The organism is Halobacillus rhizosphaerae, from assembly GCF_046719735.1.
GTDB classification, from domain to species: domain Bacteria; phylum Bacillota; class Bacilli; order Bacillales; family Halobacillaceae; genus Halobacillus_B; species Halobacillus_B rhizosphaerae.
Genome location: NZ_JAUTWQ010000001.1, coordinates 37,769 through 58,217, shown reverse-complemented (window position 1 = coordinate 58,217; position 20,449 = coordinate 37,769). Strand labels below are relative to the sequence as shown.

The following is a 20,449-nucleotide window of genomic DNA, read 5'->3' as shown; positions in this document are numbered from 1 at the left end:
ACTTTAATTAAATACTAACTATGAAAGCCCGAACTAATAGAGATAATTAGTTCGGGCTTTCCGTAAGTTAAAATATCATTTTGTCTTTCCTCTTTATTATCTTTGATACATGATTTCTTCATCCACCACAGTCATCGTTACCGTAGCATCTGCAAGTTCATGAGATTTCAGAGAGAACAAGTCCCGGTCCAATACGGTGAAATCGGCAGCAAATCCTTCTTCAATTATTCCGTGGCTGTCTTCTTTCGAGATCGCAAGGGCACTCCCTTTCGTGTATAAAGAGATGGCTTCATAAACGCTTAATCTTTCTTCTGTTTGATATACTTCATTGTCATATGTGGCTCTTCGGTCAACTGCTGCCCTGATTCCCAGGAGAGGATTTATTTCCTCAATCGGTGCATCCGACCCGCCAGCACAAATAATTCCCGCATCCAGTAAAGTTTTCCAAGAGTAAGAAGTCTTCAGGCGTACATTTCCTAAGCGGTCCATTACCCAAGGGAAATCCGAGGCCACAAAGGTTGGTTGAATATCTAAGATCACATCCATAGTGGTAAGTCGTTGAATGAGTTCCGGACGGAGTATTTGCGCATGAATGATCCTGTCCCGCTCCCCCTTAACCACTGGGTATTCATCGATAACATTTGCTACCGCTTCTACAGCACCATCACCAATTGCATGAACAGCTACTGGCATTTTACGTTTGCGGGCCTGTTTCACAAGCTCGGTCAGCTGTTCCGCTGTGTGAATAGCAACCCCATGATTGCCAGGATCATCACTATATTCTTCTACCAGCCAGGCAGTCCTTCCGCCAATAGCACCATCGGCAAAAATCTTCATCGCCCCTAACTCTACAAATGGGGTCCCTTTCTTAAAGCCTAGCCCTTCTTTATCCATCTGTTCAATAACCCCATGGTGTACCAATAGGTGGGCTCTGAATTTCAAGTCTTCCCCATCGATCACATTTGTAAATGCCTCAAATGTCCTTTTAAAGCCACCATAATAATTTAGATCTTCACTATGACCGCCAACTAAACCATACGTATGCATATCACGAACAGCTAGTTCTGTAGCCTTATTTAAGTAAGCTTCTGTAACCTCCGGCATAGCCCTTTTAATAAGTTCCTGCGCCTGATCATGAAAAAGACCGGATGGTTCTCCATTCTCGTCTTTTACCACCACTCCCCCTTGTGGATCTTCTACATTTTTATTAACTTGCGCCAGTTCCATAGCTTTTGAGTTCGCCAGAAGGGCATGTCGGCAGACACGGGTGAGCATCATGGGGTGATCGGTAGAGATTTCATCAAGCTCGTCTCTATGTATAATTCTTTTTTCTTCCCATAAATTCTCATTCCAGCCATCACCAATAATCCATTCGCCTGGCTCAAGCTGTTCTGCATGCTGGCTCAAAGCCTGCTTAACTTCCTCAGCAGACTTCATAAATGAGAGGTCTAACCGCATCAGTCTCTCTCCATGACCAATAATATGAAGATGGCTGTCGGTAAACCCCGGGTACATGACCGCTCCAGTTAAATTAAAGTCTTCCTCAATCGCATCTTTAAATTGATTATATAAATCCTGAGTATCTCCCGCTTTTACAACCTTTCCACCTTCAGTAACCACAGCTTCCACCCAGTGACCTTCTTCCTTCATCGTATAAATCTTACCACCATACCATAATTTCATATCCAAACCCTCCCTGAAATTTCCTGTTAGCTCTACCATAGACCAAACCCCAAAAGAAGTCATCAGCTTTGCTTGTAATTATATCAAAAGCGGAAGCGCCCTGGGAGCCCCGACAAGCATAAGACGAGCGGCGGAGGTGAGAGCTTGTCCTCCCCGCAGGCGATCGACTTATGACCTCGAGGGGCTGGGCGCTGGAGCTGGATGTTCAAAAGCGGAGAGGAACGTTTAGATCCCCCGGGCTAAGCCAGCGGCTGTAAGAGGGGCGATCTTCCCCCTCTGGAAGTCGATGACTTAGAACCGCGTGGATCTGCGACTCGCAGCTGGATATATCAAAAGCGGAAGCGCCCTGGGAGCCCCGACGAGTATAAGGGGAAAGTGTGCTAAAGAAAAAAACCGAACCCACATTATATTAAGGGGTTCGGGTTATCATTTTGAATTCTAATTTTCATACCGATGTCTTTATAGTAGTTCATCAAAATCGTTTTCAATTTGATCAGCTGATTGATTTTCCTTAACGTGAATGACCGCTGTTTCATCCAATGCCTTTTGGATATCATTGGTGAAATCTGAATTCGATTCATAGTAAGTGGATTTTTCACGAGTAGGCTTAGTCTTAGGTGCTTGCGGGACAAAAACCGTACAGCAATCCTCATATGGTCTAATAGATATATCATACGTTCCAATCTTTCTTGCGATCGTGATAATTTCTAACTTATCCATGGAAACCAACGGACGTATAATAGGATAATTGGTTACTTCATTTATAGCATTCATACTCTCCATCGTCTGGCTTGCTACTTGTCCTAAGCTTTCTCCAGTAGTAAGCGACAAAATGCCTTCTTTGCGAGCAAGTTTTTCACTTATTCTCATCATCATTCTCCGCATGATTGTCATGCTGTAACCTTCTGGCATCTCCCGTTGGATCTTTTGCTGAATGGCTGTGAAAGGAACCACATGTATATTGATCTTATGCCCAAATTTAGACAGCTCGCCTGCTAAGTCTATCACTTTTTGTTTGGCTCGTTCACTAGTATAAGGCGGGGAATGAAAATGGATGGCATCGATTTCCACACCTCTCTTCATAGTTAAATAGCCAGATACAGGGCTGTCTATGCCCCCTGAAAGGAGCAGAAGAGATTTTCCCGTTGTCCCAACCGGCAAGCCTCCTGCGCCAGGATAGTCCTGAGCTGTCACATACGCTGCATCGGTTCTAATATCAACTTTTATTTCCACATCAGGATAATGAACATCTACGGTAACTCCGTCCGTATTTTTCAGCACGTACCCTCCCAGCAGTGGATTTAAATCCTGGGAGTTAATAGGGAAATTCTTGTCTGACCTTTTGGCAGATATTTTGAAACTTCTCGCACCATCAGCTTCTTCAAATGCAAGAAGGACCGCGCTTTTTAATTCCTCTTCATTCTTTTCTACCCTAATCGCATAGCTCATACTGTGAATACCAAAAACTTCACGGCATTTCTCCATAACTTGGGATGGATCTTCACCGTTTAACAAAACGTACATTCTATCTCTTGTTTTCTTTATATGTGTGTTAGGAAAGTTCTTTAGTTTCGTTTTAAGATTTCTTTGTAATATGGATTCAAAATGGTTCCGCTTCTTTCCTTTTAGCGCCATCTCTCCATAACGGATTAGTATTCGATCAAAATTCATAAGGACCTCCCCATGGTGGGTTGTAATTCTTGGATTGCTCCATGTAACGTTTCAATAAATGTATTAATTTCTTCGTGTGTAGTTAAGTAAGACATACTTACTCGTAATGCCGAAGTAGTTTTTTCCTGATCCAATCGGCAGGCTTGAAGTACTGCACTCACATTGGAATCTTTAGATGAACAAGCACTTTTAGTGGAAATATAGACCTCCCTTTCCCCTAAAGAGTGAATCAGCACCTCTGGTTTAAAACCCGGGACGGAAAAATTCACGATATGAGGAGCAGAATGGGCTGGAGTGTTCACGTAGACCCCTGGTATATTCTGCAGTTGCTTCTGCAAACTTTCTTTTAATTGCAGTAGGTCTGCTCCAGAAATCTCCCGCTCTTCTTCTATCATCCTTAATGCTTTTACAAAGGCAGTGACTCCAGGAAGATTCTCGGTACCCGAGCGATAGCGCCTTTCTTGCCCGCCTCCATGAAGCAGCGGAAATAAACTAACATGATTTTGAACCACTAATGCACCTGTTCCTTTTAATCCATGTATTTTATGGCCTGAAACAGTGCACATATCAATTCCAAAATCTTTGATGGCTATAGGTATTTTGCCCAACCCCTGGACATGATCAACATGAAAGAGGGTCGTCGGGTAGTTTTTTAGCAACTTACCTACTTCCTGGATCGGCTGAATGGTTCCCAATTCATTGTTAACGGACATCAGGCTCACTAAAATAGTATCCTTTCTTATGGCTTGCTCGACGTCATTTGGGTTCACACGGCCTTCGTTATTCACATCAAGATAACTCACTTCGAAACCGAGGGATTCCAGAGCACGGAAAGCCTCTAGTACAGAAGGATGCTCAACGCTCGAAGTTATTAAATGCTTTCCTCTTGTTTGGTGCATAAAGGCAGTACCTTTAATGGCCATGTTGTTTCCTTCGGTGCCGCCAGAAGTAAAGATAACTTCCTTTTCATCTACTTGAAATACAGAGGATGCTTGTTTTCTTGCTTTTCCCAGCAGCCTTTCTGCTTCACTTCCTAAATGGTGTACAGAAGATGGATTACCAAAATAATTCATCGAAACTTTATGATAGCTATCTAAAACTTCTGGTAAAGGCTGGGTAGTTGCACTATTATCTAAATAAATCATAAAGGATAACTCCTTTTACACATTTTCAAGTTCATTATATTATCATACCATGAGACGTTACTAAATATCGATCTTCACTCTTCGTATCTCGTTCCGTTTCAAAAAAATAAAAAACTGACCCTGCAGGTTAAACCCTGGGCCAGTTTGAACACTAATTCTTAATATTTAATTCGTCTAATAAGGTGTCAATACTCAGTTTCCCGTCCTTGCTGAGATCCTCCACCCACTTCTCACTAATTCTATTCGTGCCAAGTACAGTTTTAACTGTACCTTCAGCGGGCTGCTGTATCGTTTTAGAAAAGTGAGCATCAAGTTTCTTCTCATTTAATGGCTGTTCAAAGGTGACCGCCATACCGTGATCCTCGACTTGAAGAGATTCAGACGGCACCAAGAAAAATAAAACAATAACAGTGGTCCATATTGCAGCACCAGTTATTCCAAGAAGAATCAACAGCCCTTTTTTCATAGTTTACACTTCCTAAACAAAGACTTCTTCTTCCTCTTCTAACCGAGCCAGTGCCTTAGGATCAACTTCCTTAATGGCGGAAGTAGCTAATTCAACTGCTCCGTCATAGTTATAAGATCTAAACTCTTTTTCAGCCTCTAACAGCCGGGCGGCAATTATTGGGTACTGACTTCGATAACGATTTCCGTATTGAATTAAGCGCTCTGCAAGATATGCTTTGTCCAGCAATTCTTTTGCATCGATATGAAGTTTTTCCGTTAATTGCTGTGCGGCATCAAGCCTGTCCTGCACTTCTGTCATATCAAGTGGCTGTTGTTCCAAACTTAAAAATACTTCATCCACTTTATTACTCGCTTCCTGCATCAGTTCATAAGCATCTGCAGGGATCCCTGGAATATTGCTTCGTTTTAAACGGCGATGTGTATCTATAAGCAGCTGTTCCATTGTCTGGATTTGATTCTTTGCCTCAAGTTCGTCTTTTCTCAGCATATGAATTCTTTCACTAAATGCCTGATGCTTGGATTTCAATTCACTCAACTGCTCCTTAAACTCTTCAAGTTCATTACGAAGTTCGGAAAATGCAGTTTGTCCATCTTGATATTTATGATCGAAATTCAAATATTTCTTCTTTAATTGTGTAAGCCAGCTGCCTAAAGTACGGTACGTCTCCACGTCCTCGTCTTCCAGCTGATACGCAATCTGAAGTTCTTCCATCTCTTTTTCCGTCGTTTCAAGAACTGTCGTCAGCTCATCTAAATGAGCACGGTAAGAGGGCTGCTGTTTTTCAACATAATTATGAGCGATTGCTTCGGTTTCTAGTTGACGGTACATCTCCTGCATTCGGGTTTCAACCTCGTCAATAATTAAGTCAATATTCTCCTGTTTCCCTTGTTCAAGTTGAGCAAGTCCTTCGGTAAGCTGTTCTTGAAATGTATGTATTTCCGGCTTGAAATCAAGGTACGCGATCCTGTAACCCTCGTTTTCCATATCTTCCATTCCATTTAACAAGTCATTCAGCTGTTCAGGCAGCTCATTTTTAACTTTTCTGTACCTATCTGGGAAATATTCTATATCCACATGCAATTCTTTCAAGTCTTCTCGAACCGAAGCTACTAAATCTTTCGCTTCCAAATAATCCCCTTGCATTGTAAGGTTTTCATAGATCTGGAGTTTACTTTGCAGCTCTTCCACCCGTTTTTCAAAAAATTTAACCGCATGTCCAAATTGGTGACGGTTATGCAGCAAGGACTTTGAAAGTTCCAGTAAATCAGGTTCAACCGCCTCAATTTCAATTCGGCTGCTCTTCTCTGAATCAAGAAGCGTTTCTAATTCTTCAAACATCGCTTCAATATCTTTTTCCACTGCGAGCAGCTTTTGTTCTGTAAGGGATAAAGTCTTCTTCACCCGGTTAAATTGATAACGATCAGCAGCCTCTTCTACATCAAATAAATCTTCTTCAAGGTTAGGCAGCTCTTTCGTTAAAATTTGGTCCCACCGATCCCGCCACGCTTCGAATTTCTCTTGGGTTTCTCCGGATAAATTAAGACTTTTAACTCTTGACAGTTCTTCCGTAACGCTCCGATTCATAATGTCCATTTTCCAGCTTTCTAATCGATCAACTTGATCATAGACTTTCTTTCGCCAGATTAGTCCAGTTATGATCAAAGCAATTAATAATAAAATAGCCCCAATGATGTACCTCATAAATAGCCTCCTTACAATATGCACGTTCAATGGAAAGATAGCGTTCCAAATGAAATTCAGTTGTCTATTATGATACCATGTAAACAATCATTTTGGCTAAAATATTTCAAAATAATTAGCATATTGACAAAAAATTCTAATTCAAAGGAGGAACTTTTCGTGTTTGATGGTCATATCCATTCTCCCTACTGTCCTCACGGTTCCACAGATAACCTTAAAGCTTATATCGAACAAGCCATCCAATTGAACTACCATATGATGACCTTTACCGAGCATGCCCCTCTTCCTGAAGGATTTCAAGACCCGGTACCATCCAAAGACAGTGGAATGGATCGGTCCCTGGTGGAACCCTATCTACAGGAACTACAGAAACTAAAGAAAGAATATGAGCAGGATATCACCATTAATGCAGGATTTGAAATTGATTTCATTAAAGGGTTTGAAGAACAGACGCTTCAATTTCTTAATACTTATGGACCGGAAATGGACGACGGGATATTGTCTGTGCATTTTTTAGAGGGGAAAAAGCAGTGGTACTGTATCGATTACAGTCCTGAAATGTTCGAAGAGACAGTAAAGGACTTCGGTTCATTGGAGAAAGTATACCAAACTTATTTTCAGGCATTATCTCAATCAGCTGAATCATCTTTAGGAAGGTACAAGCCCAATCGGATTGGTCATATGACACTTGTGAAAAAGTTTCAATCACTGTTTCCTGCTCCTGAAACCTGGGAAGAAATGGCTGCATCGTTTCTAGAATCAGCTCAACAAAACATGGCCACTTTAGATTATAATGGGGCAGGAGTAAACAAAACTTACTGTAAGGAAAGTTATCCTCCCAAACACATAGCGAATCTCGCAAGTTCGATGGGCATCCCCCTGATTTACGGGTCAGATGCGCATACATCCCATGGCTTAAAGCAAGGGGCGGCCCAAATCGATCAAGCATTGCTCACGCGTTCACTGTGACCTGCTCATGCTGCATAGATTTCCGCTGCATCATTAAATGACTATACACTTCTACAAAATGATCAATCGATGCCTCTGTTATAAACGGATCTCTAAATTCCTGAGGCATCATAAAAGGGGCATTCAGTAATCCTTTAAGCTGTAAAAGACATAGTTTCTCTTTAAAAGTAACTTCTATGGGGTTAACTTTTTGAAACAGTAATTGAGTAAACAAGTGGTTTTCTTTTGCTAGATAGGTAACAAGCATTTCTCTGGCAAAAACCGTATTTAATGATAATTCTCTATATAATAAACAAGAAAGTTGATAATGCGTTTGCTTATATTGTAAAATTCTTTTCACCAAGGATTCCATTCGTCCTTCTTTACAATAGGACAACTCTTCTTCCATCATTTCCAAGTATGGCTCGAAATAATTAATGGCCAGCGATTCAAACAGGCCTTGTTTACTTTTAAAGTAATAATTAATGAGTGACACATTAACCTTTGCAGCACTTGCTATATCTCGAACGGAAGTCCCATTAAAACCATTGCTGTAAAACAAACCACAGGCAACATCCAAAACCTTTTGGCGAGTTGAGGTCTGACGGTTCATAATTTTTCCCTCCTTAGGGATGATATTCTCCCTTATATAAGAAATTCCTTCTTATAATCGTGCACCAAATCCCGACAAGATCTTAGAGAGAATTGTCGAAAAACTAATCCAGGAGGTCATTCTATGTTTCAATCTTCTCAGTATACAGGTACTAAGGAAGAGAATTATCAGCTATTAATTAAACAGCTTCACGCGCTCTGTACAGGAGAAACCGATGACATAGCGAATCTATCTAACGCTTCTTCCCTACTCAATCAATTCCTTGAAGATGTAAACTGGGTAGGTTTCTATCTTTGGAAAGAAGATCAGCTAGTTCTTGGACCTTTTCAAGGACTTCCAGCGTGTGTGCGCATTCCGTCTGGTAAAGGTGTATGCGGGACAGCAGTAAAAGAAAGACAGGTCCAGAAAGTGGACGACGTGCATTCGTTCCCGGGGCATATTGCTTGTGATGCTGCCAGTCGTTCGGAAATAGTAGTTCCGATGATCAAGCAGAATGAGATTTATGGTGTACTCGATATCGATAGTCCGACTGTAAGTAGATTTGATGAACTGGATGTAAAATATATCACTCAATTTGCTGAAGCTCTGGAAGACTATATTTAACCATCCCAAAACCCCGGAAAGCTGACTTTCCGGGGTTTTTCTTACCATTATGTCTTTATATGTATGACATGGTCTGCTGAAGAAAGCGGTTTTTCCGTCTTCAAATAGAAATCTTCTGCTTTCCAATACCTATTTATAAATTTGCAAAAATTCCTTTGGGTCGTTTCTTTCTCTCTTTTGAACCTAATCTCACGAGAACAATTCAAGTAAACTAAGTAATCGAAATACCCCCTCCATTCTTTCCTCTGCAAAAATACTCCCTCGATAATCACTACACATGAACTAGGCAGAAATATCGTATGCATTGTCTGCTCATCCTCTTCAGCATTATATATAAGCAGCTGAAGGCTCTCCGATGTTCTAATTTTTTGGAATAACTGCTTCGTTAAATAGTCGACCTCCCACTGCAGGTAATAATATTCATACCACTCAGGATAACCCGTATGGTATCTAGATGTGGAAGCGGTAATTAAATCATCAATATGAAACACATAAACGGGAACGTGAGCAAAGGAAAGCCGGCGGGTTATTTTTTCGACTAGAGTCGTTTTCCCTGATCGGCTTAATCCATCTACTCCCAAAATAAATCTTCTTCCTTCTGCTTTGTGTGTCATCCATTTCATTAAATTAAAAAATTGATCCTTCATTTTATGACCCTTTCTTTAACTCACTTTCATGAATCTAATTATTCTATTTAGCTATCCAAGATAAAATACAAACAAGCCTTATTCTTTGAAAACGATCATTACTAGATTTCGCTGCAGGATTTAAAGTTAAAAGATAAAGGAACCAGGAGCCTGCCCTGCCATAATGATTTGATTTTTGCCAGAACCCTTAGCTGTATAAAGCGCATCATCGGCTTGCTGAACTATTCTTTGACTTTCCGGACGATTCTCTGCTGTCCAAGAGGAGATGCCGCAGGAGACGGTCACGGAAGGATTTGTGACGACTGAAATTTCTTCGCGAATATAATCAGTCATTTCATAAGCTTTTTCAATCGAAAGAGAAGGTAAATATACAGCAAGTTCTTCTCCTCCCCATCGAGCTGCCAGACCCTGCTCTCCTACAATTTTTTTTATGGATTGAGCCACTTGGGTGATAACCGCATCCCCTACTTGATGACCATAGGTGTCATTCACCTTCTTAAAATTATCAATATCGATCAGGATAAAATGTCCCAGCTCATCCTGTTCCAAGTATTTATCCATACATTTATCTAAATAATTTCTTGAATGCAGTTTTGTTAAGTAATCTGTGATGATTGTTTTTTCCAGTTCTTCTCTTAACATAGAGTTGGCAAAAGCAAGAGTAGAATGATGGACAAGGGATTGGAGCAGTTTGAAAGAATCAAAGCTGAAAAAGTAGGGCGTTTTTTTAAATACTACAGCCAGACCGTTCAATTGATCATGCGCCATCATGGGTACTGCCATAATAGATTGGTAAGGACACTCACCTCCGCCTGTCTTAGCAGCATAATCCCCTACAAACAGGGGTTCTTGAGTTTTTCCGGACATTCTGCTGATTTCATAGATAAGGTGCTCAGCTCTTTCTGAAATAAAGAAAGGTGAACTCCCATCTAATACTGAATAAGCTTGCTTGTCATTTTCATTATTGAAAATTAGAAAACCTACTTCATCTGCCTGAAAGGAAGTTTTAATTTGAGAGGCCATATAAGATATTTTCTCTGTCAGCCTCATGTTGGAATTTAATTTATGAGCGGTTTCATTAATCAGTTGAAGATCATCAATCAGACTTCGGGACTGCATGTATAATTTGGCGTTTTCCAGAGCTTTACCAGCAGTATTTGAAATTAACACAAAGAAATCAATGTCCTTTTGGGGAAAATATAAATAGCTGGGCGCTGCTACTTCCAGTACTCCATAAATCCCCTGCTTCCCTTTCAATGGAGCATATAGAAAAGATTGCATTTCTGACTTCCTCTCCTCTATCTGAACTTCTCCAGTTAAAAACGCATGGGTACTTGCTTTAGATGAGGCATCACGTTCGTACGTCAGTTCTCGAACAGGGAGTTCACTGTCAGACGTGTAACTCTGAGATAACAATAAATAATAATGAAATTCCGGATAAATTTTTCTCAATGTAGCGATAATTTCTTTTAATACCCCGTCCATGTCGATGGAAGAATGAAACTTAGCGGCCACATTATAGAGCAGTTCGTACTTCTGTCCTTCTTCTATGGAAGCATAACAACTGACTGCATGATTCACACATCTCGTAATTTCTAACGCCAGACCATCTAAAAGAGAAAGAGGCAGTGAGATCTCTTCTTTAAATCCCACCCACATAAACCCTAAGCATCTTTCATCAGAAAAAAGAGGTAGTTGATACGCCTGGATATACTCTTTCTGCTTAGGAATAGAGAGCTGCTCATCAGAAGTCAGGTCAAATAAATACTGGCGGGGAGTACCGCGAAAATCTTTTAAACTCAACGTCTCGTGGAATTTTTGTTTCATTTCCTCACGATCTGTAATTAAATGATATCTTCCCTTCCATTCATCTAACTGGTACAGGACCGCGACATCCGCCTTTAGAAAACTGCACACTTTATTGCTTGCTTCTGTCATACAAGTACTGTAGCTTATATTAGTATTGGTGGTAAACAGTTCAAACATATCACTTCTCAGCTGATTTAAATCTTTATTCTTTTGTTTATTGGCTCCCATATGCATCTCACCTATCATCCATCATAATTGAGTCTATTATACCACTACTATATACCCTCAAAAGATGATTATATGCTGATTTTACATAAATAAATCTTTCCTTATACTAATTAAATCTCCTAATGTAACAGAATGCCTTGACTTAATAGCTTAAAAAAATTATAATGGCATTTGTGTAAAATAAATGGCAGCCTATGTGAACCGGCGTTGTCTTCATTTTGTTCCTCTTGGTTAAGAGGTGCATCGTGTAACTCTCTGCTGCTGGAGCGATGGTGCATGAAAACATAATGAGCAGCGTAAAATGGACACACCTGTTTTTATTTTATGCAAAATAAAATAAAAAGGAGGAAATACCTATGGCACGTTACACAGGATCTACCTGGAAAAAATCCCGTCGCTATGGCATTTCTTTAAGCGGAACTGGTAAGGAGCTAGAAAAGCGCCCTTACGCACCTGGACAACACGGTCCAAACCAACGAAAAAAACTATCTGAATACGGATTACAGCTTCAAGAGAAGCAGAAACTTCGTTTTATGTATGGTTTAACTGAGCGTCAATTCCGCCGTATGTTTGAAGAGGCAGGAAACATGAAAGGGATTCATGGTGAGAACTTCATGGTTCTTCTCGAATCTCGTCTGGACAACCTCGTTTACCGTCTAGGTCTTGCTCGCACGCGTCGTCAGGCTCGTCAGCTAGTAAACCACGGACACGTAACTGTAGATGGAGGACGTGTAGACATCCCTTCCTACCGCGTTGCACCTAACCAAGTTATTGGTCTTCGCGAAAAATCTCAGAACTTAAACGTAGTAGAAGAAGCTGTTGAAGTTAACAACTTCGTACCTGAATATTTGTCCTTTGATAGTGACAAACGTGAAGGTTCTTACTCTCGTTACCCAGAACGTTCTGAACTTCCAGCTGAAATTAATGAAGCGCTTATCGTTGAGTACTACTCTCGTTAATAGCTTATCAAAAAGCCGCCTTATTGTAAGGCGGCTTTTTTTCTATCTTTCTTTCGGCTACATAAAAACCCGAACCAATGATGAACCATTAGTTCGGGCTTTCTGCGGATAAATTCGCCTTTATCCCCTATAGTGGATGAGAAAGTATTTTTTCTTGCCTCTGCGGATAATCGTAAATTTATCTTCAATTCGATCACTGGGAGAGATCGTATAAGTTAGTTCTTGATTTCGCTCCCCGTTTACATAAATAGCTCCATTCTTAATGTCTTCTCTTGCTTGACGTTTAGAAGAAGAAATCCCGGCATGGACAAGTAAATCAATGAGTCCCGGTGATAATTCCTCGGAAGTGTAGGCAGGTACATCTTTAAAGCCTTGCTGAATTTCCTGACCGGACAGTGCTTTAATGTCTCCATTAAATAGGGCTTCAGTAATTCTTTCCGCTTGCTTCAGCGCTTCTTCATTATGAACCAATTTAGTCATTTCTTCAGCCAGCCGTCGCTGAGCTGTCCGTTTCTCAGGATGCTGCTCTACTTCTTTTTCCAATTCTGCAATCTCTTCCATAGTCAAAAAAGTGAAGTAGTTGAGGAATGGAATGACATCCCGATCATCTGCGTTAATCCAGAATTGGTAAAACTCGTACGGGGATGTTTTCTTCGGATCAAGCCATACAGCTCCGCCAGCCGTTTTTCCAAACTTTGTACCGTCGGCTTTAGTTACGAGCGGCATAGTAATTCCATATGCTTCTACCTGTTTTTCTCCAGCAGCAGACCTGCGCAGCAACTCCAGCCCAGCGGTTATATTCCCCCATTGGTCACTTCCCCCAATTTGCAAGGTACAATTCTCTTTCTCATATAACTTCTGAAAATCTAATGACTGTAAAATCATGTAGCTGAATTCAGTGAAGCTGATTCCTTGTTCAATCCTCGATTCTACAGAATCTTTGGCCAGCATGTAATTGATTCCAAAGTGCTTCCCAGTATCACGAAGAAAATCGATGATGGTCATTTGGGAAAGCCACTCGTAATTATTCTTTGAAACTGCCGCATTATCCCCCTGGTCAAAATTCAAGATCTTTGCTAGCTGTTCCGTTAATTTATTACTGAAATGTTGAACAACACTTGCTTCATTCAACTGACGTTCTTCTGATCTACCACTAGGGTCTCCGATCATCCCAGTACCGCCGCCTACTAGAGCAATAGGACGATGACCTGCCTGCTGAAAACGTTTCAGCATCAAAGCAGGGAGTAAGTGACCAATATGCAGACTGTCGGCCGTAGGATCAAACCCACAGTATAACGTTACTTGTTTCTCACTTAAATGTTTGGCCAGACCCTCTTCATCGGTTATTTGATTAATTAACCCTCGTTGTTTTAAATCTTTTAGCAAGTCCATTAATGACACTCCTTATTCTCTATTCTTTAAAACGCTGACTACCGAAACACAAAAAAGACCTCTCCCTATAAAAGGGACGAGGTCTTGTCGCGGTACCACCCTTGTTGCACAAACATGTGCCACTTGTCTCGATAACGGCTCTTCACACCGTCTTCTGATCCAATTACCAGAAGATTGCTCCAGATCGTAATTCAAAAACAAATGTGCTCTGACTCCCACCATCCGTCAGTTCTCTGTACCATGGATTTGTTTTCTACTTCAATCATTCAACGCACTAGTATTTAACTATGTATTATATTTATCACAATCCAAATAAAAAAGCAATGAATTCTACAGGGGAAAGATATCTCTTAATGGTTGACTATGTTATAATATACATTGGATTTTAGGAGGTATGTAAATGGCAGATAACGAAAAAAACGGCAGAAATAAACTAGATATAAAAGATTTATGGAACAAAGGCAAAATCCAAAAAGGAACCCGCATTACTTACGACGTGGTATGGAATATTATTCTTTTCTTTATCATCATTGGAGTCATCGGGCTGTTTTTTGCAGGCGGTGTCGGCGCCGGATATTTCGCTTCTTTAGTTAAAGATGAACCTTTGCTCAGTAAGCAAGAAATGCATGATGACATTTATAACTATTCAGAAACGTCAAAGATTTTATTTGAAGATGATTCACTCGTCAATAAAGTCAGGTCCGACCTTTATCGCGAAAAGGTTCAATTAAAGGACGTCAGTGACCACGTAAAAAACGCGGTAATCGCAACGGAAGATGAAAATTTTAAAAACCATAATGGTGTGGTCCCTAAATCAATTATGCGGGCCATTGTACAAGAAGTGACCAATTCTTCAGTTAAAACCGGGGGAAGTACTCTTACCCAGCAGCTTGTTAAAAATCAAATCCTCACTAATGAAGTTTCCTTCGAACGTAAAGCAAAAGAAATGCTCCTTGCTCTCCGTGTAGAAAAATTCTTCAATAAGGATGAAATACTAGAAGGATATTTAAACATTGTACCCTTCGGCCGAAATTCTAACGGCGAAAACATTGCTGGGGTTCAAACGGCAGCAAAAGGTATATTTGGAGTAAAGGCAAAAGATCTTTCGGTAGCTCAGTCTGCATTTATTGCCGGACTGCCTCAGTCTCCTTTTGGTTATACGCCTTTCAATAATGATGGCTCGATTAAGAGCAAGAAGGGGCTGCAGCCGGGTATTGACCGGATGCATGAAGTGCTTGAACGCATGCATGACGGCGGTTATATTACCGACAAAGAATATAAGAAAGCTATGAAGTTTAAAATTAACAAGAATACCCTTGCTAAGCAGACGAAATCTTCCAATCTATCTTATCCTTATATCACCACCCAGGTTGAAAAGCGGGCGAAGAAAATTATGATTGAGCAGCTCGCCAAAGAAAATGGGCATACGATGGATGACTTAAACAAAGACAAACAGTTAAGAGAAGAATACACCACATTGGCAGAGCATAAGCTTACTGCCGGCGGCTACCAGATCCATACCACTATCGATAAAAAAGTGTATGACGCTGTCCAAAAAGTTAAAAACAATTATAATTGGTACGCTCCTGACCAAACGGTCCCGATTTACGATAAAAACGGGAATAAGACCGGAAAGACAGAAACACTACCCGTTCAAGTAAGCAGTAACATTATCGAGAACTCAACAGGTAAAATCGTCGCCTTTATCGGAGGCAGAGACTATAATGAAGAACAGTTAAATTTGGCCGCTGATTCGAAAAGGTCTAACGGAAGTACGATGAAACCGATTCTCGTTTATGGACCAGGGATTGATATGGGAGCCATTCAACCAGGCTCTGTACTTGCAGATGTTCCATACACTTACCCTGGGACAAGTCAGGAAGTTCATAACTATACCGGTAGGAACCACGGGTTCGTCTCAGCCAGGTATGCATTGGCTAAATCGTATAATGTGCCTGCTGTAAAGGCTTATGCGAAAATAATTAACAAAGATCCAGCAACAAATTATTTAGAAAAAATGGGCATTACCACTTTACGTAAAGATGACCATTCCAATTACTCTACTGCACTCGGAACCGTGCAAATTACCAATGAAGAAGCAACTAATGCTTATGTAACTTTTGGAAATATGGGTAAATTCACCGATGCTTATATGATCGAAAGCATTACCACAAATGATGGGAAAACCTTTTATAAGCATAAAAATAAGAAGAAAACGAAAGTGTTCAGCCCGCAGTCGGCTTATCTCACGATTGATATGATGCGCGATGTATTGAAATATGGTACAGCTCGTGGAGTACCGGGACAGCTTACTCATCCAGGTGTGGACTGGGCAGGGAAAACAGGAACCTCACAGTTCTACAGAGACACCTGGTTTATTGCCACCAATCCTAACGTCACAGTGAGTATGTGGATGGGTTATGACCACGATGCTGATTTCTCAAATGTTGGTAGTTACAGCCAGCGAAACACTGGACTGTGGGCCGATGTCGTCAACGCTGTAACTGATATTCGTCCGGATCTTATGGCTCCGAAGAAAAACTTCCAGAGTCCAGGCGGTTTAGTAAGAAGATCATACTGCGCTACATCCGGTTTGCTCGCTTCTGACTTATGTTCGAGTGTCGGCCTAGCTCGAAGCGACATCTATAATGCAAAGTACGCACCTACTAAGGTAGATGATAGTTTAATCAGCGGCGACTTTGTTAAAGTAAATGGCAATCTAGTCGTTGCAGGAGACAGTACTCCTTCTGAATTTATTATTAATGGCGGCGGAGTAACTTTGAGCCCGAAATTTATAAAAGAACACAATTACGATCATCCAGCGATCTTAAGATCCCTGCTCCCTAACACGGGGGCCTGGAATAACGTTGCCTTGCCTTCGTCTGGTGCTTCCTCATTTTCCTCAGGAGTAGAAAATGATGGACATGCCCCTGCCGCTCCAAGCTCAGTTTCGGCGAATTCTTCGACGATCAGCTGGACTGGCTCTGGAAGCAAAGACGTTGTAGGCTATAGAGTTTACCGTGCGTCAACTCCAGGAGGATCTTTTAGTGTAGTAGGCAGCACGACTGGGACATCCTTAAGCTATTCAGGTAGTGATGGCATTTACGCAGTTCGTGCAGTCGATTACTTTGGTACCTCATCCGGGCTCTCCGGCACGACTAAAGTTGGAAATCCAGGCGCGCCTGAACCAAAACCAGATCAAGGAAGTGACTCTAAGTCGAAGGAGAAAAAATCTTCTGGAGATCAGTCCAACTCTGGCAATGACTCTGGATCTGGTAATGATTCTGGCTCCGGCAATGACTCCGGATCTGGTAATAATTCTGGATCAGGTAATGATTCCGGATCTGGTAATGATTCTGGATCTGGTAATGACTCTGGATCTGGTAATGACTCTGGATCTGGTAATGATTCTGGATCTGGTAATGATTCTGGATCTGGTAATGACTCTGGATCTGGTAATGACTCTGGATCTGGTAATGACTCTGGATCTGGTAATGACTCTGGATCCGGCAATGACTCTGGATCCGGCAATGATTCTGGGTCCGGAAGTGCAGAGGCTGAGTCTCAAACCTCAAGTACGAATAGCAGTTCTGGAACAAACTCAAACAGCCAGTCTGCTAATAATGCAGACGGTACTAACTAAATTTAAAGCTAAAGAATTCCTTTTAGAGAGAAAATCTCATTTAAAGGGACTGGGACAGAAGTCTTCTTAGATATTATTAAATCCGAACGATGATGAAATGTTTGCCGCATTCCTCTATCATCGTTCGGATTTTTTGTTTTGTATGATCCATTGTTTCCATATGAACTTTACATTGCTATCTTACTAAGACTCTAATGATCTAAGTAAGGTTCGTTTATATAGCTACTCTTCTTTATACTTTAAAGAAGAGTAGCTATAGTTGTCCTTCTATTGTGAAATCACTCTTTAATTTAATTCTCTACAGTTTCATGTATAATGAAAAAAGACAGAATTTTACCTCTATTTGTAAGGTGGTGGATAAATGATTCATACGAAATCCTATTTTAGCAGCACGGTGGATACGGACGTTGGCCCTGTAATTATTGAGGGACCTTTATCCTCAACAGAGCTTAGTTCTTATGAATTTGACAGTAAATTAAATGCCTTTCGTCCGCCTGCCAAACAGTTTGATGCCCTCAAGGAAATTGCTGATTTTCCAGAAGGAAGAATTATTATTGCGCGACATGAAAGTCTTATAGTCGGTTATGTAACTTTTCTCCATCCTGATCCCCTGGAGAGGTGGTCAGAAGGAAACATGGAAGACTTGATGGAATTGGGAGCAATAGAAGTCATCCCTTCCTTTAGAAGCTATCGAATAGGATCAGGGCTTATCAAACTTGCAGTAAGAGATGAGTTTATGGAAAATTACATCATCATTTCTACAGAATATTATTGGCACTGGGATTTAAAAGGAACACAGTTAAATATATGGAGTTATCGAAAGGTCATGGAGAAAATGATGGGAGCGGGAGGTCTTACCCCTTCTCCAACGGATGATCCTGAAATTATTTCCCACCCTGCCAACTGTTTGATGGTTCGAATTGGTAAGAATGTGCCTGAAAGCTCTATTAAACAATTTGATCATTTAAGATTTCTAACTAGAAATAATATGCGCGAAGCTAGGAGGCCGTAAAGGTGCTAGTTGAAGAAATAATGAAAAAAGAAGTGATTACACTTACTCCGAATGAAACGATTGAAACTGCTTTACATCTTTTGAATCAACATCATATTAGACATATTCCGATCGTGGATCAAGATCACAATGTGATTGGGATTGTCTCAGACCGCGATGTACGTGATGCTAGCCCTTCTACTTTTGAAACTAAATCACAGGCAGAAGAACTCACGAATCCTATTGAATCAATAATGACGAGTCCAGTAACTACCGTTCATCCTCTTGATTTTGCGGAAGAAGTCGCATCCATTTTTTATGAACAGGAAATTGCCTGTGTCCCTGTCACTAGAAACAATAAGCTCGTTGGGATAATTACAGAAAAGGATATGCTCTATACTTTAATTCAATTAACAGGCACTAATGTTCAGAGCTCTCAAATTGAAGTGAAAGTAATCAATAAACCAGGAATACTGCCGCAGGTTACCCAAGTATTTGGAAAGCGGAAAGTAAATATCAGCTCCGTGCTTATTTATCCTTATAAACCAGATCCAAAGTACAAGATTATAGTAGTCCGCATTCAAACCATGAATCCTCTGCCGACAATTGAAGACTTAAAATCGGAGGGCTACGAAGTACTGTGGCCCCAAATGCCAGGGATGGAATCATGAGCTGCAGCACAGGTTTTATTTTTTCAAATTCCTTTACTAGTTACCGTTTCCGAGATGATCATCCTTTTAACCAAATGAGAGTGGTTCTTGCGAAGGAACTGCTAGAAGCTTCTGGCGAATTATCGGCTGCTCATTTAATAGAGCCGCGAAAAGCAACAGATGAAGAGCTTTCTTTAGCTCACAGCCGAAGATATATTGAAGCGATTAAGCAGGCAGGAGAAGAAGCACTATCCGAGGAGGAAGCATTAGAGTTTGGAATCGGAACGGAAGACACCCCTATGTTTAAAGGCATGCACGAGGCATCAGCGTTACTTGTCGGTGGAACGCTCTCAGCAATTGATGCCGTTTTAGAAGGAAAGGTTGACCATGCCTTAAATTTAGGAGGCGGACTACACCATGGATTTGAAAGAAAAGCTTCCGGTTTTTGCATCTACAATGATGGCGCAGTAGGGATTAAATATATTCGAGAAAAATATGATTATCGCGTCTTGTATGTGGATACAGACGCTCACCATGGCGACGGCGTACAATGGGCATTTTATGACGATCCCAATGTCTGCACTTTTTCCTTGCACGAAACGGGCAGATATTTGTTCCCCGGGACAGGAAACGTCAACGAACGTGGTTTGAAAGAGGGATACGGTTACTCCTTCAACCTCCCGATAGATGCATTTACGGAAGATGAATCCTTCTTGCACCTCTATGAATCTGCATTTAGAGAGATTGTAGAATATTTTAAGCCCGATGTGATTGTCACCCAGAACGGAGCAGATGCTCATTTTCTTGATCCGTTAACCCACCTTTGTTCTACGATGAAAATCTATCAAAAGATTCCTGAACTTGCCCATGAATTAGCTCACCAATATTGCGGTGGTAAATGGATTGCTCTGGGCGGTGGCGGATATGATATTTGGAGAGTGGTTCCAAGAGCATGGTCACAAGTATGGAAAGTTATGAAAGGAGACTCTCCATTCCAGGGACCCCTTCCAGAAAAATGGCTTGAGAAGTGGCAGGCACAGGCACCTGTCACTCTTCCCAGTCAATGGAGTGATCCTGATGGAAGTTATAAGCCCATACCTAGGAAACAGGAAATCACGGAGAAAAACGAGCAAATTCTTGAAAAAGCTTTACAGTTTATCCGAAACCAAAAGAAATATAATACCCCTTAATCAAGAAACGAGTCTGTTAGGCACTTCTTGATTAAGGGAGATAGATCATGCATAAGAAAAACGCGTGAAACCAAGTAAGAATATGGTTTTACGCGTTCTTTTTATTT

General features: G+C 41.0%; 16 protein-coding genes and 1 other annotated feature. Of the genes, 7 read left to right on the top strand and 9 right to left on the bottom strand.

The features are described from left to right. Positions 1 to 96: 96 nt before the first annotated feature. The 5 genes from Q7A53_RS00265 to ezrA form a co-directional block, all read right to left on the bottom strand. Positions 97 to 1,683, bottom strand: a complete 1,587-nt coding sequence (locus tag Q7A53_RS00265; RefSeq protein WP_411787105.1) for an amidohydrolase — start codon at positions 1,681 to 1,683, stop codon at positions 97 to 99. A 459-nt stretch (positions 1,684 to 2,142) separates the two neighbouring features. Then, complete coding sequence (thiI, locus tag Q7A53_RS00260) at positions 2,143 to 3,354, bottom strand: tRNA uracil 4-sulfurtransferase ThiI (RefSeq protein ID WP_411787104.1); 1,212 nt, start codon at positions 3,352 to 3,354, stop codon at positions 2,143 to 2,145. Beyond that, on the bottom strand, positions 3,351 to 4,499 hold the full coding sequence (locus tag Q7A53_RS00255) for a cysteine desulfurase family protein (protein WP_411787103.1): 1,149 nt from the start codon (positions 4,497 to 4,499) through the stop codon (positions 3,351 to 3,353). The genes thiI and Q7A53_RS00255 overlap by 4 nt, the downstream gene beginning before the upstream one ends. 151 nt (positions 4,500 to 4,650) lie before the next feature. After that, entirely contained in the window at positions 4,651 to 4,965 is a 315-nt protein-coding gene (locus Q7A53_RS00250; protein ID WP_411787102.1) for a hypothetical protein, read from the bottom strand. Between the two features lie 12 nt (positions 4,966 to 4,977). Beyond that, positions 4,978 to 6,669, bottom strand: coding sequence for a septation ring formation regulator EzrA (ezrA, locus tag Q7A53_RS00245; RefSeq protein ID WP_411787101.1), 1,692 nt, complete (start codon positions 6,667 to 6,669; stop codon positions 4,978 to 4,980). A gap of 159 nt (positions 6,670 to 6,828) precedes the next feature. Here ezrA and hisJ point away from each other — a divergent pair, with 159 nt between their 5' ends. After that, the gene (gene hisJ, locus Q7A53_RS00240; protein WP_411787100.1) at positions 6,829 to 7,638 is read left to right on the top strand and encodes a histidinol-phosphatase HisJ; all 810 of its coding nucleotides are present in this window, start codon (positions 6,829 to 6,831) and stop codon (positions 7,636 to 7,638) included. Here the strand turns inward: hisJ and refZ are convergent. Further along, positions 7,622 to 8,230 (bottom strand): forespore capture DNA-binding protein RefZ, encoded by a 609-nt coding sequence (refZ, locus tag Q7A53_RS00235; protein WP_411787099.1) that lies wholly within the window; start codon positions 8,228 to 8,230, stop codon positions 7,622 to 7,624. The genes hisJ and refZ overlap by 17 nt on opposite strands. Before the next feature lie 123 nt (positions 8,231 to 8,353). On the opposite strand from refZ, the gene Q7A53_RS00230 reads away from it, so the two are divergent. Continuing rightward, positions 8,354 to 8,833, top strand: a complete 480-nt coding sequence (locus Q7A53_RS00230) for a GAF domain-containing protein (RefSeq protein ID WP_411787098.1) — start codon at positions 8,354 to 8,356, stop codon at positions 8,831 to 8,833. 47 nt (positions 8,834 to 8,880) lie between these two features. Here the strand turns inward: Q7A53_RS00230 and Q7A53_RS00225 are convergent, their stop codons facing one another. Then, positions 8,881 to 9,480, bottom strand: a complete 600-nt coding sequence (locus Q7A53_RS00225) for a kinase (RefSeq protein ID WP_411787097.1) — start codon at positions 9,478 to 9,480, stop codon at positions 8,881 to 8,883. Positions 9,481 to 9,606: 126 nt separating this feature from the next. Then, positions 9,607 to 11,517: a sensor domain-containing diguanylate cyclase gene (locus Q7A53_RS00220; RefSeq protein ID WP_411787096.1), complete on the bottom strand. Its 1,911-nt coding sequence runs from the start codon at positions 11,515 to 11,517 to the stop codon at positions 9,607 to 9,609. Positions 11,518 to 11,873: 356 nt separating this feature from the next. Here Q7A53_RS00220 and rpsD point away from each other — a divergent pair, with 356 nt between their 5' ends. Then, positions 11,874 to 12,476 carry a 30S ribosomal protein S4 gene (rpsD, locus tag Q7A53_RS00215; RefSeq protein WP_411787095.1) on the top strand — a complete coding sequence of 201 codons (603 nt, stop codon included), beginning with the start codon at positions 11,874 to 11,876 and terminating at the stop codon, positions 12,474 to 12,476. Between the two features lie 120 nt (positions 12,477 to 12,596). Here rpsD and tyrS read toward each other — a convergent pair whose 3' ends face one another. Continuing rightward, on the bottom strand, positions 12,597 to 13,868 hold the full coding sequence (gene tyrS, locus Q7A53_RS00210) for a tyrosine--tRNA ligase (protein ID WP_411787094.1): 1,272 nt from the start codon (positions 13,866 to 13,868) through the stop codon (positions 12,597 to 12,599). 69 nt (positions 13,869 to 13,937) lie between these two features. After that, positions 13,938 to 14,147: a binding site (T-box leader), on the bottom strand. 121 nt (positions 14,148 to 14,268) lie between these two features. On the opposite strand from tyrS, the gene Q7A53_RS00205 reads away from it, so the two are divergent. The 4 genes from Q7A53_RS00205 to Q7A53_RS00190 all read left to right on the top strand — a co-directional run bounded on the left by Q7A53_RS00205 (position 14,269) and on the right by Q7A53_RS00190 (position 20,342). Continuing rightward, a complete protein-coding gene (locus Q7A53_RS00205; protein WP_411787093.1) occupies positions 14,269 to 17,511 on the top strand; it encodes a transglycosylase domain-containing protein in 3,243 nt (1,080 codons plus the stop codon). Positions 17,512 to 17,872: 361 nt separating this feature from the next. Next, positions 17,873 to 18,523, top strand: coding sequence for a GNAT family N-acetyltransferase (locus tag Q7A53_RS00200; RefSeq protein WP_411787092.1), 651 nt, complete (start codon positions 17,873 to 17,875; stop codon positions 18,521 to 18,523). A gap of 2 nt (positions 18,524 to 18,525) precedes the next feature. Then, entirely contained in the window at positions 18,526 to 19,173 is a 648-nt protein-coding gene (locus Q7A53_RS00195; protein WP_411787091.1) for an acetoin utilization AcuB family protein, read from the top strand. Next, positions 19,170 to 20,342 (top strand): acetoin utilization protein AcuC, encoded by a 1,173-nt coding sequence (locus Q7A53_RS00190; RefSeq protein WP_411787090.1) that lies wholly within the window; start codon positions 19,170 to 19,172, stop codon positions 20,340 to 20,342. Before Q7A53_RS00195 ends, Q7A53_RS00190 begins: the two co-directional genes overlap by 4 nt. Positions 20,343 to 20,449 lie beyond the last annotated feature (107 nt).